Origin of the sequence: Microbacterium sp. (genome assembly GCF_043427715.1) — a bacterium.
Lineage (GTDB): Bacteria > Actinomycetota > Actinomycetes > Actinomycetales > Microbacteriaceae > Microbacterium.
In genome coordinates this window covers 1-15358 of record NZ_JBHWTD010000054.1, presented here as the reverse complement: position 1 = coordinate 15358, position 15358 = coordinate 1, and the positions used below count along the sequence as shown (strand labels likewise).

Genomic DNA, 15358 nt, shown 5'->3' with positions numbered 1-15358 from the left:
AGCTTGTTGGACTCCTCGACGGTGATGACGCCCTCGTTGCCGACCTTGTCCATGGCCTCGGCGATCATCTCGCCGATCTCGGTGTCGGCCGCGGAGATGGACGCGGACTGCGCGATCTGCTCCTTGGTCTCGACCTCCTTGGCCATGCTCAGCAGCTCGTCGTTGACCGCCTTGACGGCGACCTCGATGCCGCGCTTGAGGGCCATCGGGTTGGCGCCGGCGGCGACGTTGCGCAGGCCCTCGCGGACCATCGCCTGGGCGAGCACGGTGGCGGTGGTGGTGCCGTCACCGGCGACGTCGTCGGTCTTCTTGGCGACCTCCTTGACCAGCTCGGCGCCGATCTTCTCGTAGGGGTCCTCGAGCTCGATCTCCTTGGCGATGCTCACACCATCGTTGGTGATGGTGGGGGCGCCCCACTTCTTCTCGAGCACGACGTTGCGGCCGCGGGGGCCGAGCGTCACCTTGACGGCGTCGGCCAGCGTGTTGAGGCCGCGCTCGAGGCCGCGGCGGGCCTCCTCGTCGAAAGCGATGATCTTTGCCATAAGTGTGTCGTCCCTCCCGGACGTGACGTTTCAGTCCATGCGCTCAGAGGCTGAGCGCTGAATCGTTCTGGCACTCAGGATGAGTGAGTGCTAACTCATTCTGGCACTCGACCCTGTCGAGTGCAAGCCGCCGCCGCGGCGGGTCGACGCACCGTCCGCGGGTCGACCCACCGCCATGGGATGCGGCGCGGCATCCGTCAGAGAACGCTGATCGAACCCGACTTCGGCATGAGCTCGATCCAGGTGTTGCCGGGCGCGAGCCGCACCTCGCTGCCGGCGGCGTTGCGCAGCACGATGCGCGAGTCCCGGTCCTTCTTCGACCAGCTGACCTTCATCACGTGGCCCCCGGTGGAGACCCAGCCCTGGCCCTTGCCCACCATGATCGTCTTCGGGATGCTGCCGTAGCGGTTGTCGATGCCGACTTCGAGGACCACGACGTTCTTCGCCGTGATGCGCGCTCCCCCATCGACGGTGTCGGCCTTGCCGGCCTGCGAGCGCTGGTAGGACTGCTTCTTCTCGCTCCATCGCCAGCCCCGTTGGGAGGCGTTGGAGAAACGCACGTCGACACCGTCGGAGGGCCGACCGAACAGCGGCGCCCATCCGGACGGCGAATAGAGGAACTGCGCCTCGGGCGCGCCGAGGTCGTCGTAGTGATCGACGATGTCGTCTGCGCGGAGGATCACGTTGTGCGGGGCGCGGCGCTCTTTCGTCCGAGACATGAAGCGATCGTCCCTGCCGCCGTGGATGGCGTTGTGGAGATCGGTCTTCTTCATCATCGAGACGAACCGGGCCTGCCCGCCGGAGTAGGCGATGATGCCCCCGAGCGGCGAGGCGATGTCGGGATCCATGGGACGGATGCTCCGGACCGGTCCGACGCCTTCGGGGACGTCGGAGTGCCACACCGCGACATACCGCGTCAGACCGCCCTCGACGAGCTCCTCGAAGACGATGTCGGTGCGGTCGAGACCGTACTGCGGACGCGCATCGACCTGATTGTCGATCTTGACCGAGAGCGCCGGACGCGCGGCATCCTCGATCGGCATGTCCGTGCCGCGCAGCGGCGCCGTCGCCGTCGTCGGCGCAGGCTCCGGAGCGGGCGTGAACGTCGAGACCGGCGCGGGAACGCTCGGTGAGGGCGAGGACGTCGGGGACTCTGCGGCCTCGGGTTGGGGCGCGCAGGCCGCGAGCATGACGGCAGCCAGCATCATCGGGAGGATGATCCGGCGTCGGCGCGAGACGGTTCGGGCGGTCGGGCTGTTTCGAATCACTCGGGCAGGATACGCGTCGTGGAAGAACGTTTCGCGCGCACGCTCAGGCGACGACGCGAACCGATTCGGCCTGCGGCCCCTTCTGACCGGAACCGACCGTGAACTCCACGGTCTGCCCCTCTTCCAGCACGCGGAAACCGGACATCTCGATGTTCGAGTAGTGGACGAAGACGTCCTGACCATCGACCTGCGTGATGAATCCGAACCCCTTCTCGGCGTTGAACCACTTGACGGTTCCCTGGGTCATGATCGTGTCTCCGTCATGCGAATCTCCTGAAGCTGTGGGACTTCGCCAGATTAGCGATGCCGCGAGGGCGGAAAATGCCGTTCGGGCCCTTGTTGACGTGCACGCATCGAAGTGTTTACCGACCCGAAACACGAGGCCAGGAAAGGGGCTCGACGTCACTGCGTGCGCATGTCCAAGCCGACGACGACGACCAGCTGCGCGCCCTGCTCGCCATCCACCGACGGCGTGCTGGGGTCGCTCACGACCGCGTAGGTGTCGTCGAGGGAGACCTCGGCCCCACCGATCGCGTCTGCGAGTCCGCGCGCGGCCGCTTCGTCGCTCTGCCGCGGGTAGTAGACCGTGGTGACGGCGAAATCGTTGGAGCTGGCGTTGCCCGCCTCGACGTCACCCTCCGCCCAGCCCGCGGCGATGACCTTCTCGGCGATGACGGCATCGAGCCCCGCTTCGTCGGTCGCGTTGAGCACCAGCACCGGATACGACGTGTCGATCTCCGGCGCCACCGGCTCCTGACCCTGCGTCTGGGCGGGGCCGGGAGCGAGGTTCAGCCGACCGGTGGCCATCATCGTGCCGAACATGCCGATGAGGATGAGGGCGACGGTGGCCACGGCTGACCACATCACGACGCTCCGCAGTCGCAGGCGCGGGTTCTCCGCACGGTGCGCGCCGCGGCGAGCGGTCGTCGCGGGAAGGTCGTCGAACCGATCGGACGGGAAGTCCTGCGAGGCGGCACGGCCGCTCGCGGGCACCTGCGTCTGTGCGGAGGGCTCGGTGGCGGAGGTCGGGTTCGTCACTCCGGGATTCTACGGGGTGCTCCCGCACCCACCTGAGCGCGCGTGCGCCGCGCCCGCTCCTGGGCGTCGCGCAACCGGCGCAGCCGGTGCACGAGCACGGGGTCGTAGGCCACCGCCTCTGCGGTGTCGACGAGTCGCCCCAGCAGCTGGTAGTACCGCGCCGGCGTGAGGGACAGCTCCGTGCGGACGGCCTCCTCCTTCGCGCCCGAGTGCGAGCTCCACCTGTTCTCGAAGTCGAGCAGGGCGCGATCGCGGTCGGAGAGGGTCACGAGACGACGGTACCGACGATGAGTCGGTCGAGACTGGAACAGACGGGCGGTTCGTCGGGTTGAATAGGGCGAGCGGAAGGAACAACATGAGCTATCGCGTGGAGAAGACCGACGAGCAGTGGCGTGAGGAGCTCACGCCCGAACAGTACGAGGTGCTTCGCAAGGCCGGCACCGAGCGCGCCTGGACGGGTGAGCTGCTCGACGAGAGCCGCGCCGGTCTGTACGCCTGCGCGGCGTGCGGAGCGGAACTGTTCCAGAGCGGCACGAAGTTCGACTCGCACTGCGGGTGGCCGAGCTTCTACGAGTCGGTCCGCCCGGAGGCGGTGGAGCTCCTCGAGGACAACAGTCACGGCATGCAGCGCACCGAGGTCCGCTGCGCCGCGTGCGGATCGCACCTGGGACACGTGTTCCCCGACGGGTTCGGCACCCCCACCGGCGACCGCTACTGCATGAACTCGCTCTCGCTGTCGTTCAGCCCGAAGGAAGACTGACCCTCACCGGCGAGCCCGCCAGAACCCCGCCACGAGCACCGAGCACAGCGCGATCGCGACCGTGACCGACTCGACGGCGAGGCCCGGGCTCGCCGGTGCCGGCCATAGGGCGTCCAGGACGAGGGATGCCACGAGCTGGCCCGACACGGCACCGAGGCCGAACAGGAGCACGCCGGTGCGCCCCACCAGCGCTGCCGTCATCATGATGTACGCGACGCCCACCGCGCCGCCGAGGTAGAGCCACGGCTCCCCCGGCAACGCGCGCGGGGGGCCGCCGGCGGCGACCGCGACGACGGCGCCGATCACCAGCACGACCGTGCCCACGAGGAAGTTCACGAAGGTCGCCGTGAGCGGCGTGCCGATTCGCTGGCGCAGTCGACCGTTCGTGGCCTGCTGCCACGCGAGGCCCACACCGACGACGACCGGCAGCAGGAGCAGCCACAGCGGGACGTCGGCGATGCCCTCACCGAAGGTGAGCATCACCGTGACCGCGATGAGGGTGAGAGCCGCACCGACCAGGCGCGGCACCGTCACGGGCACCACGCCGCCGGGACCGTAGCCCAACCGGTCGAGGGCGAGCCCGCCGACCGTCTGACCCGCGACGAGTCCGACGGTGAACAGCGAGACCCCGACGATGCCGACCGTGAGGCTCTGGGTGGCGACGGTCACAGCGCCCGCCGCACCGCCGACCAGCATCCACCACGGGATGGAGCGGTCGCGGATGCCGCGGACCAGCGCCGCGAAGCCGCGCCGCCCCGACGGCGCCAGCGCGCAGATCGCGGCGACGAGCAGGAGGCCGCTGCCGAACGAGATCACCGCGGCCGTCATGGGGTGGTCCAGGCGCAGGGCCAGCTGCCCGTTGATGCGCGCCTGGACCGCCGTGAGGACGCCGACCACCACCGCGCCGAGCAGCGCCGGCCAGATCGAGGGCTCGGGGTGCCCGACCGCAGCCGGCGAACGATGCCCGTCAGCCAAAGAGCGCGGCGGCTTCTTCGTATCGGTACAGCGGAACCGAGTTCAGCTCGCCGAGCGCCTCCTCGAAGGCGACCCGGACGATGTCCGTGCCCTTGAGGGAGACCATCTGACCCCACGCCTGGTCGACGACCGCGTCTGCCGCGTGAAGTCCGAGGCGCGTCGCCAGCACCCGGTCGAAGCCGGACGGCGATCCGCCGCGCTGGATGTGGCCGAGGACCGTCGCGCGCGTCTCGATGCCGGTGATCCGCTCGATCTCCGGCGCGAGGATCTCGCTGATGCCGCCGAGACGGGGTCGGTTGAACGCATCGAGCCCCTTGTCGCTGAAAGCCTCGTCCATGCCGGTGAGCTTGAAACCCTCCGACACGACGACCAGCGGCGCGCGTCCCCGGTCGTGGGCCTTCGTGACCTGCTCGGTGATCTCGTCGATCGACATCGGCACCTCGGGGATGCAGATGACGTGGGCGCCCGCGGCGATTCCCGAGTGGAGCGCGATCCAGCCGACGTGCCGACCCATGACCTCCGCGACCATGCACCGCTGATGCGAGTCGCCGGTCGTGCGGAGTCGGTCCATCGCTTCGCTCGCGATGTTCACGGCGGTGTCGAACCCGAACGAGTAGTCGGTCGCGCGAAGGTCGTTGTCGATCGTCTTCGGCACGCCGAGGACGTTGATGCCGTCCTTGTGGAGACGGTTCGCCGCCGCGAGGGTGCCCTCGCCGCCGATCGCGATGATGCCGTCGAGCCGGTGCCCGTACATGGTCTTCGAGATGTTCTCCGCGCCGCCGCGGGGCCCCTCGTAAGGGTTCGTGCGGCTCGTGCCGAGGATCGTGCCGCCGACCTTGGAGAGACCCTTGACCTCGTGACGGGTCAGCGGGAAGAAGTCGCCGTCGACGACGCCGCGCCAACCGTCGCGGATGCCGACGAACTCGATGTCGTAGGCCGTCGTGCCCTTCAGGACGACGCCGCGGATGACCGCGTTCAGGCCCGGGCAGTCGCCGCCGCTCGTGAGGATGCCGATCTTCATGAGAGATCCTTTGTGGTTCGGGTTGATGCTGAGGGCGACGCTGCCTCCACCGACCCTATCGCCGCAGACGGTCCCCGGCCAGCAGGCCGGGGACCGTCAGTGCGATACGTGTGCAACGCTCGATCAAGCGGCGCCGAGCGCCTGCCGCAGCAGGTGCATGAGGGCGGACAGCTGCACCGAGTCGCTCGAGGTCGGGTCGACGGCGTCGCCGTCGAGCGCACGCTGAGCGAGGCCCTGCTTGCTGTCGATGAGCTCGGCGATCTTCGTGTCGATCGTGTGCGCGGCGATGATCCGCCACGCGGTGACGGGCTCTTCCTGACCGATGCGGTGCACGCGGTCGATCGCCTGCGTCTGCTCCGCGGCAGTCCAGCTGAGCTCGGCAAGGACGACGTTGGAGGCTGCCTGCATGTTCAGGCCGACGCCGGCCGCCGTGAGCGAGCAGACCGCGATCGCGACCTCCGGATCGCCGTTGAAGGCGTCGATGGCCTCCTGGCGTGCCGGCGTCGACTGGTCGCCTCGGATCGAGACGGTGCGGAGCCCAGCGGAAGCGAAATGCGCCTCCGCGGCATCCATCACATCGATGTGCTTCGCGAAGAAGACGACCTTGCCGACCGAACGCTGCAGCTGCACCGCATAATCCGCGGCCAGCTGCGCCTTCGCCTGACCGATCCGCCGCACCATCGTGAAGACGTTCTCGGAGCCGGAGCCTGCGGCCTTGGACTCCTCGAGCTCGCCGTGCGCGACGAGACGGACGATGTCGTCGTCGGCTTCACCGGGGATGACGCGATCGCCGCGGGCTTCGATGATGCGTCGGTACTTCGCCGCCAGTCGCTCACCGAGCTCGCGCTCGGCGGCGCGGATGGAACGGCCGTACTCGTCGTCCAGCTCGACGGGGAGGTCGGCGACGAGCTTGGCGGGGAGGTCGGCGGCGACGTCCTTCTTCTTGCGACGGACGATGCCCATCGAGATGACCGCGTCGCGCGCCTCGGGGTAGAACGCCTTGTCGGCGGGGGTGAGCCCGGTGGCATCCAGCCGCTCCATCAGGACGGGACCGGGCTTCTCGCCGTTGGTCCAGCCGAGGAAGCGCCAGATCGCGTCGAAGTCCTCGACGTCGTTGATGAGCGGCGTTCCCGTGAGGGCGAGCATGAGCGGGTCGCGCACCTGCTCGCGGATGCGCGAGGCGAGGGCGAGCACGTTCTGCGATCGCTGTGACGTGAGGTTCTTGATGAAATGCGCCTCGTCGACGACCATGCCCTTCAGCCCGATCGAGCTGAGCCATGACAGGTGCCGGTCGAGGATCTCGTAGTTGACGATGAAGACGTCCGCGAACGCGTCCATCGTCTCGCCGTCGCCCTGGATGACGGTCGCGCGACGCTGCGGCGTCCACCGCTCCACCTCGCGCGCCCAGTTCATCTTGACGACGTTCGGGACGACGACCAGCAGCGGGTACGCATCGGCGACGGATGCCGCGAGCACCGACTGCGCGGTCTTGCCGAGGCCCGGCTCATCGGCGAGGAGGAAGCTGCGGTGACCGGTGCGGACCGCTTCGAGGAACCGGGACTGGTGGGGCATGACCTCCAGTCCCTTGGGCGACAGGCGGTCGAACTCGGGGACCTCCGGGAGGTCCATGGAGGCGGCTCCCCCGCCGGCACCCGTCTCGAACGCCTTGTACAGGGGGCCCATGAGCTCCCAGCCATCCAAGCGGCGACGAGGCGAGGACGCCGGTGCGCGAAGCGCCACGTCGGGCGCGAGGAACGGGTTCGACTCGCGCCGCGCCTCGATCTGCGGCGGGGTCACCTGACGCTCGGCGAGCGCGGCGGGCACGACGGGCGCCTGCACCGGCTTGACGTCCGTGATGATGAGCTCATCCTCGGGGAGTTCGGCGCCGGATTCGAGCAGCCAGTCACGGCGCATGCGGCGCGCGACGGGTGAGGCGGCCTGGTCGACCTCGAGCAGCTGGATGAGCGACGTGTCGCGGGCTGCGGTCTTGGCGAGGATCGTGGCGACGCCGTCGAGCCGCTTGAGCAGCTCGGCGCGGGCGCCGTCGGCGATCTCGGTGTCGGCCTTCACCCGGGCGCGCTCCTCGCGCACCAGGAAGGCGATGACCTGGAACTTGACCCGGTTGGTGGGTCCGAGCTTTCCGCGCTGGGCCTTCGCCTCGACCTCGCGCACCTTGCGGGCGAGGATCGGGATGAGGGGCGCGTCGTCGTCGCGGCGCGACGAAGATCCCTTGCGACGGCGCGATGCCGACTTCGGGGCGGTGGATGCCGTGGTCGGCATGCTCCTCCTGAGCGTGAGAACCGGTCGAAGACCGGCAGGCCGGCCGTGTCCGGCGGGCCGATGGACCGCGACGTGCGACGCGGCGAGGGGATGTACCCGGGTCGTCTCGGCTGCGGGCACTCGCTTCTGCGAGCTGCGGCGACGGGACTGACCCTTGGCCCCAGTCTAGCGCGTCCTCCCCCGCCCCCGATGCCGCGGCGTCACGGTGACGCGTAACCTGGAGTCATGCCCACCGAACGCGAACTCGCCGCCACCATCGACCACGCCATCCTCAAGCCCGAGCTCACCCGTGCCGATGTCGACGCCGAACTCGACATCGCCGCCGAGTGGGGCGTCTTCAGCGTGTGTGTGCGCCCGAGCGACATCGCGCACGCCGTCTCGCGCCTCGCCGGCACCGGCGTCGCCGTGGGCACCGTCATCGGATTCCCGCACGGCACCACCTCGACCGTGACGAAGGTCGCCGAGACCCGCCAGGCCATCGCCGACGGGGCCGCCGAGGTCGACATGGTCGTCAACATCGGCGCCCTCCGCTCGGGCTTCGACGACGTCGTCGTGGACGACATCAAGGCCGTCGTGGAGGCGGCATCCGGTCACATCGTGAAGGTGATCCTCGAGACCGCGCTCCTCGACGACGAGCAGATCGAGCGCGGCAGCCGCCTCACCGAGCAGGGCGGCGCGGACTTCGTGAAGACCTCCACCGGTTTCGCCGGCGGCGGCGCGACGATCCCCCACGTGAGCCTCATGCGAGCGACCGTGAGCGACGCGGTGCAGGTGAAGGCCTCGGGCGGCGTCCGCAGCTACGCCGACGCGCTCGCGATGCTCGAGGCCGGTGCGACGCGCCTCGGCACGAGCGGCAGCGCCGTCATCCTCGGCGAGGCCCGTCGCATCGACGCCGGTGGCGAGTCCACCGGAGCCGTCGACTCCTCCTCGTACTGAGCGGATGCCGCGCGCGATCAGCGGCCGTCGCGGAGCGCGGCGCGGACGGCGGCGACGTCGTCCGTCATCGTCTCGATGAGCGCATCGATGCCCTCGAACTTGACCATGCCGCGGATGCGGTGCGTGATCTGCACCTGCACGGTGTGACCGTAGAGGTCGAGGTCCGTCTCATCGAGCACGTACGCCTCGATCTGCCGCACCGTCACGTCGTCGAACGTGGGGTTGGTGCCGATCGAGATCGCAGCGGGGTACCGCGTCGCGGAGGCGAGCGGATCGTCATCCGAGCCCTCATCGATGAGCCACCCGGCGTAGACGCCGTCGGCGGGCACGAAGCCCTCGACCTCGCGAGCGAGGTTCGCGGTCGGATAGCCGAGTTCACGCCCGCGCTTGAGGCCGTGCACGATCTCGCCGCGCACCGCGTGCGGGCGTCCGAGCAGACGCGCGGCGTCTTCGACGTGACCGGCGGCGAGGAGCTCCCGCACCCACGTGGAGGAGACTCGGCGGCCGCCGCCCTGCACGTCGCCGACGACCTCGACGTCGAAGCCGAACTCGGACCCCAGCTCGACGAGCACCGCGGGGGTGCCGCTGCCGCCCCGACCGAATCGGAAGTCATCGCCGACCATGACGCACACCGCTCGCAGCGCGTCGACGAGGACGAGCTGGACGAATTCGCGCGCGGTGAGGGATGCCAGGGCCTCATCGAACCGCAGGACGAGCGCCGCGTCCACCCCGGAGTCGGCGAGGAGCGCGATCTTCTGGTGGACGCTGACGAGGTTCTCAGGGCAGGCTTCGGGCCGCAGCAGGCTGAGCGGGTTGCGGTCGAAGGTCACCGCGACGACGCTCGCGTCGGATTCCGTCGCGGTCACCCGTGCCCGGTCGATGACGGCACGGTGGCCCGAGTGCACACCGTCGAACTTCCCGATCGCGACGACGCTCGATCCGAAGTCGGCCGGCACATCGGCCGGATCGAAGAAGATCTTCATGCGGTCTCCTCGACGCCCGGGCGGACGGAGCGATGGGTGATCAGCCACCAGAGTCCCAGGAACGGGAGGATCAGCGGGATGAGGACGTATCCGATGCCGTATCCCGACCATACGGTCGGGTGGGCGAACAGGTCAGGCAGCACGAGGGAGAGCGTCCCCACGACCAGCACGCCCACGAGTTCGAAGCAGATCGCGACCCACGCGACGCGGTACCAGCGCTCGGAGGAGCTGAAGATCAGCGCGAGCGTCGCGAGGATGTAGACGACCGCAGCGATCGCCGACAGCGTGTACGCGATCGGCGCCTCGTCGAACTCCCGCACGATCTGCACGAACGACCGTCCGGTGGCGCCGAGCGCCATGATCGCGTAGAGGACGACCAGAACGCGACCGATGCCGGTCATCCGGCCGGTTGCGGAGGTCTTCGGCGAGGTCGCGACGGTCTCAGACATAGCCTTCCCATCCTACGTTCGCGGGCGGGGTCCGATCGGCCTCAGACGACCTGGATCGTCCAGATCACGTGCATGCGCCACACCATGATCGCGATGGCGAAGGATGCCACGCCCATCACGACCGTGCTCCATCGGCCCCGCTCGATCAGGGCCCACAGCACCGCCGCCGGCGGGATGAGCACGGCGGAGATCAGATAGACCCAGAATTCGAGCAGGTCGCCCGTGGGCGGGTTGCCGGTGAGGGGCGCGACGATCGCGACGACCACCTGTGCGATCAGGAGCAGGAAGACGAGCGCCTGGGTCCCCACGCTGAGGTCGCTGGGCCTGCGCCCGGCAAGGCCCAGCACTGTGCACAGCAGACCTGCGGCGCACGCGACGGCGATCTGCGCGACGGTGAATCCCCAGATCACGGCTGCTCCTCCGGCATGTTCATGATGCTCTTCACGTCCGCGCCACGGCGGCCGACGATCCCCACGAGCTCCCCGTCCGGATCGATCGCGGCGGGGTTCTCCCCCACCAGACGCCCCGCGGCTCCCGTCAGCCGTTTGCCGTGACGGAGATCGCGCGCCTCCTCTGCGGTGACGCGGAACACGCCGAGGACGGATGCCGCGACCTCCGCGGCCGGCGCGAGGGCGGCATCCGGGGTGATCTCTGCGACCGCGTCCTGCACGTCGAACGAGCCGATGCGGGTGCGGCGGAGGGCGGTCAGGTGCCCGCCGACACCGAGAGCGGCGCCGAGGTCGCGGGCGAGCGCACGGATGTAGGTGCCGCTGGAGCAGTCGACGACGACGTCGACGTCGATGACGCCGTCGCCCCGGCGCGTGTCGGAGATCTCGAACCGGGAGACGGTGACGGCGCGCGCCTTCAGCTCGACCTGTTCACCTGCCCGCGCGAGGTCGTACGCCCGACGGCCGGCGACTTTGATCGCCGACACGGTGCTCGGAACCTGGGAGATGTCGCCGGTGAGGGCGGCGATGCCGCTCGCGATCGCCTCGTCGGTGACCGACGTGGCATCCGTGCGTGACGTCTCGACGCCGTCGGCGTCGTCGGAATCGGTGCTGACTCCGAGCCGGATCGTCGCCTCGTACGTCTTGCCGAGCCCGACGATGTAGGTGAGCAGGCGGGTCGAGGCTCCGACACCGAGGACCAGGAGGCCGGTGGCCATCGGGTCGAGGGTGCCGGCGTGACCGATCTTGCGCGTGTTCAGCGCGCGCCGGGCGCGGGCGACCACGTCGTGGCTGGTGACCCCGCCGGGCTTGTCGACGAGCAGGATGCCGCTCGGGTTCGGCGTCGGGTGCATGGGTTCCAGTTTATCCGGGCGGCGAGGGCGCCCCGCGGCGACGAGGCACGGCGTCCGCATACGCTGAATCGGTGCCCGACCTCGCTCCCCCGCTCAGCGCGTGGTACCGCGACAACGCCCGCGACCTGCCGTGGCGGAAGCCGGGGTTCGGAGCGTGGGGCATTCTCGTAAGCGAGTTCATGCTGCAGCAGACGCCGGTCGCGCGGGTCATCCCGCGCCTCGAGGAGTGGCTGGAGCGCTGGCCGACGCCGGCGGATCTCGCGGCAGCCCCCGCCGCCGATGCGGTGCGGCTCTGGGCGAATCTCGGCTACCCGCGGCGCGCGCTCTGGCTCCACCGCGCGGCGACGGAGATCCGCGACCGCCACGACGGGGCGGTGCCCCGCAACGTCGACGCACTGCTGGCACTCACCGGCATCGGTGATTACACCGCACGCGCGGTGGCCGTCTTCGCCTACGGCGACCGGCACCCGGTCGTCGACACCAACACCCGCCGCGTGCTCGCCCGCGCTGTGGGCGGCAGGTCGCAGCCGGGTCCGCCGTCGCGCGCCGACCTCGCGGCGATGGAGGCGGTCCTGCCTGCAGGCGACACGGATGCCGCGATCGTCAACGCGGCGGCGATGGAGCTCGGCGCGGTCGTGTGCACGGCGCGTTCGCCCCGGTGCGAGTCATGCCCGATCGCGACGATGTGCGCGTGGCGCGCCGCCGGATATCCCGACACCGGCGACGACCGCCGCAAGCAGGCGCGCTACGAGGGCAGCGACCGGCAGGCGCGCGGCGCCGTGCTGCGCGTGCTCCGCGACGCTCCGGATCACACCGTCCCGGCGGACCGGGTCATCGCGGATTGGCCGGACCCGGCGCAGCGTGCGCGGGCGATCGACTCGCTCATCGTCGACGGTCTCGTCGAGACGAGCGACGACGACCTGCACCTGCCCCGCTGAGAAGCGGGAGCCGGCGCGGGCTCACTCCTGCTCGTCGTCCTCGCGCGGCTTGACGTACGGGTCGGCGTCTCCGGCGTAGGTGCCGGTCGCCGCGATCCCCGCGACGGCGGCGTCGCGCTCCCGCGCCTCGCGGAGGAGCTCTTCGATGTGCCCGGCGTTCTCGGGCAGGCCGTCGAGGATGAACTCGAGGGTCGGCGTGAGCCGCACGCCGAGCTTGCGCCCGACTTCGCTGCGGAGCATGCCGGTCGCCGCCGTCAGCGCCGCAGCGCTGTCGGCGCGGGCCTGGTCGTCGCCGTAGACCGTGTAGAAAACCGACGCGTGCTGCAGGTCGCCGGTCACCCGCACGTCCGTGATGGTCACGAAGCCGAGGCGCGGGTCACGCAGCCCCTTGTCCAGGCGCTCCGCGATGAGCACGCGGATCCGGTCGGCCAGACGTGCCTGTCGTTCTCCAGCCATGTCCTTCTTCTCCTTCTCAACCCTGCCCCGCGACGCGAAGCAAGGAATTGCGAAGGCGATGGATGACTCGCGCGAAGTCGGGGTAGGGGCCCTGTTTCGCGCGAGGCATCCATCGCCGTAGCAAACGCTGGATCAGCCGCGCGGCTTCTCCACCATCTCCGTGGTCTCGATCTCGTCACCGATCTGGATGTCGTTGAACTTGCCGAGGCCGATACCGGCCTCGAAGTCCGTACGGACCTCCGTGACATCGTCCTTGAAGCGGCGCAGCGATTCGATGGCGAGGCCGTCGGCGAGGACGACACCGTCGCGGATGACGCGAGCCTTGGCGTTGCGCGTGATCGTTCCCGACCGCACGATGACACCGGCGATGTTGCCGAACTTGGACGAGCGGAACACCTCGCGGATCTCGGCGACGCCCGACTGGACCTCTTCGAACTCCGGCTTGAGCATGCCCGTGAGCGACTGTTCGACGTCTTCGATCGCGTTGTAGATGACCGAGTAGAACCGGACGTCCACACCCTCGCGGGCCGCGCGCTCGCGCGCCTTCGTGTCGGGACGGACGTTGAAGCCGATGACGATCGCGTTGTCGATCGTCGCCAGGTTGATGTCCGACTCGGTGATGGCGCCGACGCCGCGGTGGATGATGCGCAGCTGCACCGAGTCGTCGACCTCGATCTTGAGGAGCGACTCCTCCAGCGCCTCGACGGCACCGGAGACGTCACCCTTGATGATGAGGTTGAGCGACTCGACCTTGCCCTCTTCGAGAGCGCGGGTGAAGTCCTCGAGCGAGATGCGCTTGCGGGCCTTGGCCAGTTGGGCGTTGCGCTCGACCGCTTCACGCTTCTCAGCGATCTGGCGGGCCATGCGGTCCTCGTCCGTGACGATGAACACGTCACCGGCGCGGGGCACCGAGTTGAGACCCTGCACCTGGACCGGACGCGACGGGTACGCCTCTTCGACGGTCTCGCCGTTCTCATCGATCATGGCGCGCACGCGGCCGTAGGCCGTTCCCGCGACGATCGCGTCACCGACGCGGAGCGTTCCGGACTGGATGAGCACCGTGGCGACAGAACCGCGGCCCTTGTCGAGCTTGGCTTCGATCGCGACACCGCGAGCCGCCTTGTTCGGGTTGGCCGTGAGGTCCAGACCCGCGTCGGCGGTGAGCAGCACGGCATCCAGAAGCTCCTGGATGTTCGTGCCCTGGCGGGCCGAGACGTCGACGAACATGACGTCGCCGCCGTACTCCTCGGCGACCAGGCCGTACTCGGTGAGCTGCTGGCGCACCTTGCCGGGGTTGGCCTCGGGCTTGTCGACCTTGTTCACCGCGACCACGATCGGCACGTTCGCCGCCTGGGCGTGGTTCAGCGCCTCGACCGTCTGCGGCATGATGCCGTCGTCAGCCGCGACCACGAGGATCGCGAGGTCGGTGACCTGGGCGCCACGGGCACGCATGGCGGTGAACGCCTCGTGACCGGGGGTGTCGATGAACGTGATGGCGCGCTCGATGCCCTCGTGCTCGGTCCAGACCTGGTAGGCACCGATGTGCTGGGTGATACCACCGGCCTCACCGGCGACCACGTTGGTCTGACGGATCGCGTCGAGCAGTCGCGTCTTACCGTGGTCGACGTGACCCATGACGGTGACCACGGGAGGACGGATCTCGAGGTCGTCCTCGCTCTCGGCCTCGAGCTCGGCCTCGAGGTCGAGACCGAAGCCCTCGAGGAGCTCTTTGTCCTCGTCCTCGGGCGAGACCATCTGGATCTTGTAACCCAGCTCCTCGCCGAGGATCTCGAAGGTGGCCTCGTCCAGCGATTCGGTGGCCGTGGCCATCTCGCCGAGGTTGAAGAGGATCGTCACGAGCGTGCCGGGCTGCACGGTGTAGCCGCGCAGCGCTTCGAGCTTGTCCGCGAAGTCGGAGATCGACGCACCGCGGCGCAGCCGGATGATCTCGCCGTTGCCCTTGGAGACGTTGACGCCGCCGACGACGGGCGCCGACCGCATCTCGAACTCTTGCCGCTTCGCCCGACGCGACTTGCGCTGCTTCGACTTGCCGCCGCCCTTGCCGAAGGCACCCGCGGTGCCACCGCCGGGGCCACGGCCGCGGCCACCGCCGCCACCGGGACGACCGGCGAAGCCGCCACCGGCAGGAGCGCCGGGACGTGCGGCACCGAAGCCGCCGGCACCGCCGGGACGACCGGGGCCGCCGGGACGCTGCTGGAAGGGTGCGCCGGGACGACCTCCACCGCCGGGCCGGCCTGCGCCGCCGGGACGGGGAGCGCCCGGACGCGGGGCGCCGGGACGCGGCGCCTGCGGACGCGGGATGTTGCCGGGCGAGGGCCGCTGCCCCATGCCCTGCGCCGACGCGAACGGGTTGTTACCCGGACGCGGGCCGGCGGGACGCTGGCCCAGATC

General features: G+C 69.7%; 17 protein-coding genes. 3 read left to right on the top strand and 14 right to left on the bottom strand.

Annotation, left to right across the window (positions count from 1 at the left end; translation table 11 throughout):
• The 5 genes from ACHFGS_RS05730 to ACHFGS_RS05710 form a co-directional block, all read right to left on the bottom strand.
• Positions 1 to 542, bottom strand: a 542-nt coding sequence (locus ACHFGS_RS05730; protein ID WP_394289266.1) for a TCP-1/cpn60 chaperonin family protein, incomplete at its 3' end; no start/stop codon positions are given.
• Between the two features lie 197 nt (positions 543 to 739).
• The gene (locus tag ACHFGS_RS05725) at positions 740 to 1810 is read right to left on the bottom strand and encodes a DUF3048 domain-containing protein (protein ID WP_394280235.1); all 1071 of its coding nucleotides are present in this window, start codon (positions 1808 to 1810) and stop codon (positions 740 to 742) included.
• A 43-nt stretch (positions 1811 to 1853) separates the two neighbouring features.
• Positions 1854 to 2057 (bottom strand): cold-shock protein, encoded by a 204-nt coding sequence (locus ACHFGS_RS05720; protein ID WP_394280234.1) that lies wholly within the window; start codon positions 2055 to 2057, stop codon positions 1854 to 1856.
• 155 nt (positions 2058 to 2212) lie between these two features.
• Entirely contained in the window at positions 2213 to 2848 is a 636-nt protein-coding gene (locus tag ACHFGS_RS05715; protein ID WP_394280233.1) for a LytR C-terminal domain-containing protein, read from the bottom strand.
• Entirely contained in the window at positions 2845 to 3117 is a 273-nt protein-coding gene (locus ACHFGS_RS05710) for a DUF3263 domain-containing protein (protein WP_394280232.1), read from the bottom strand. Before ACHFGS_RS05710 ends, ACHFGS_RS05715 begins: the two co-directional genes overlap by 4 nt.
• Positions 3118 to 3203: 86 nt before the next feature.
• Between ACHFGS_RS05710 and msrB the strand changes: the two genes are divergently transcribed.
• Positions 3204 to 3608 carry a peptide-methionine (R)-S-oxide reductase MsrB gene (gene msrB / locus ACHFGS_RS05705; RefSeq protein ID WP_394280231.1) on the top strand — a complete coding sequence of 135 codons (405 nt, stop codon included), beginning with the start codon at positions 3204 to 3206 and terminating at the stop codon, positions 3606 to 3608.
• Positions 3609 to 3611: 3 nt separating this feature from the next.
• On the opposite strand, the gene ACHFGS_RS05700 is transcribed toward msrB, so the two are convergent.
• From ACHFGS_RS05700 to ACHFGS_RS05690, 3 genes are all read right to left on the bottom strand, one after another.
• Positions 3612 to 4583: a DMT family transporter gene (locus ACHFGS_RS05700; protein ID WP_394280230.1), complete on the bottom strand. Its 972-nt coding sequence runs from the start codon at positions 4581 to 4583 to the stop codon at positions 3612 to 3614.
• On the bottom strand, positions 4576 to 5604 hold the full coding sequence (locus tag ACHFGS_RS05695; RefSeq protein WP_394280229.1) for a 6-phosphofructokinase: 1029 nt from the start codon (positions 5602 to 5604) through the stop codon (positions 4576 to 4578). Before ACHFGS_RS05695 ends, ACHFGS_RS05700 begins: the two co-directional genes overlap by 8 nt.
• Positions 5605 to 5727: 123 nt before the next feature.
• Positions 5728 to 7884, bottom strand: coding sequence for a DEAD/DEAH box helicase (locus ACHFGS_RS05690; protein ID WP_394280228.1), 2157 nt, complete (start codon positions 7882 to 7884; stop codon positions 5728 to 5730).
• A 225-nt stretch (positions 7885 to 8109) separates the two neighbouring features.
• On the opposite strand from ACHFGS_RS05690, the gene deoC reads away from it, so the two are divergent.
• Positions 8110 to 8820, top strand: coding sequence for a deoxyribose-phosphate aldolase (deoC, locus tag ACHFGS_RS05685; RefSeq protein ID WP_394280227.1), 711 nt, complete (start codon positions 8110 to 8112; stop codon positions 8818 to 8820).
• A 17-nt stretch (positions 8821 to 8837) separates the two neighbouring features.
• On the opposite strand, the gene ACHFGS_RS05680 is transcribed toward deoC, so the two are convergent.
• The 4 genes from ACHFGS_RS05680 to truB are packed head-to-tail and all read right to left on the bottom strand — an operon-like array spanning position 8838 to position 11552.
• Positions 8838 to 9803, bottom strand: a complete 966-nt coding sequence (locus ACHFGS_RS05680) for a bifunctional riboflavin kinase/FAD synthetase (RefSeq protein ID WP_394280226.1) — start codon at positions 9801 to 9803, stop codon at positions 8838 to 8840.
• Positions 9800 to 10252, bottom strand: coding sequence for a hypothetical protein (locus ACHFGS_RS05675; RefSeq protein ID WP_394280225.1), 453 nt, complete (start codon positions 10250 to 10252; stop codon positions 9800 to 9802). The genes ACHFGS_RS05680 and ACHFGS_RS05675 overlap by 4 nt, the downstream gene beginning before the upstream one ends.
• A 41-nt stretch (positions 10253 to 10293) precedes the next feature.
• Positions 10294 to 10662, bottom strand: coding sequence for a hypothetical protein (locus tag ACHFGS_RS05670; RefSeq protein WP_394280224.1), 369 nt, complete (start codon positions 10660 to 10662; stop codon positions 10294 to 10296).
• On the bottom strand, positions 10659 to 11552 hold the full coding sequence (truB, locus tag ACHFGS_RS05665; protein WP_394280223.1) for a tRNA pseudouridine(55) synthase TruB: 894 nt from the start codon (positions 11550 to 11552) through the stop codon (positions 10659 to 10661). The genes ACHFGS_RS05670 and truB overlap by 4 nt, the downstream gene beginning before the upstream one ends.
• 71 nt (positions 11553 to 11623) lie before the next feature.
• Between truB and ACHFGS_RS05660 the strand changes: the two genes are divergently transcribed.
• Positions 11624 to 12490: an A/G-specific adenine glycosylase gene (locus tag ACHFGS_RS05660; protein ID WP_394280222.1), complete on the top strand. Its 867-nt coding sequence runs from the start codon at positions 11624 to 11626 to the stop codon at positions 12488 to 12490.
• Between the two features lie 21 nt (positions 12491 to 12511).
• Here the strand turns inward: ACHFGS_RS05660 and rbfA are convergent, their stop codons facing one another.
• Both rbfA and infB read right to left on the bottom strand, forming a co-directional pair.
• Positions 12512 to 12946, bottom strand: coding sequence for a 30S ribosome-binding factor RbfA (gene rbfA / locus ACHFGS_RS05655; protein WP_394280221.1), 435 nt, complete (start codon positions 12944 to 12946; stop codon positions 12512 to 12514).
• 132 nt (positions 12947 to 13078) lie between these two features.
• Positions 13079 to 15358 (bottom strand): translation initiation factor IF-2 (infB, locus tag ACHFGS_RS05650; RefSeq protein ID WP_394289265.1); only part of this gene is annotated, 2280 nt, incomplete at its 5' end.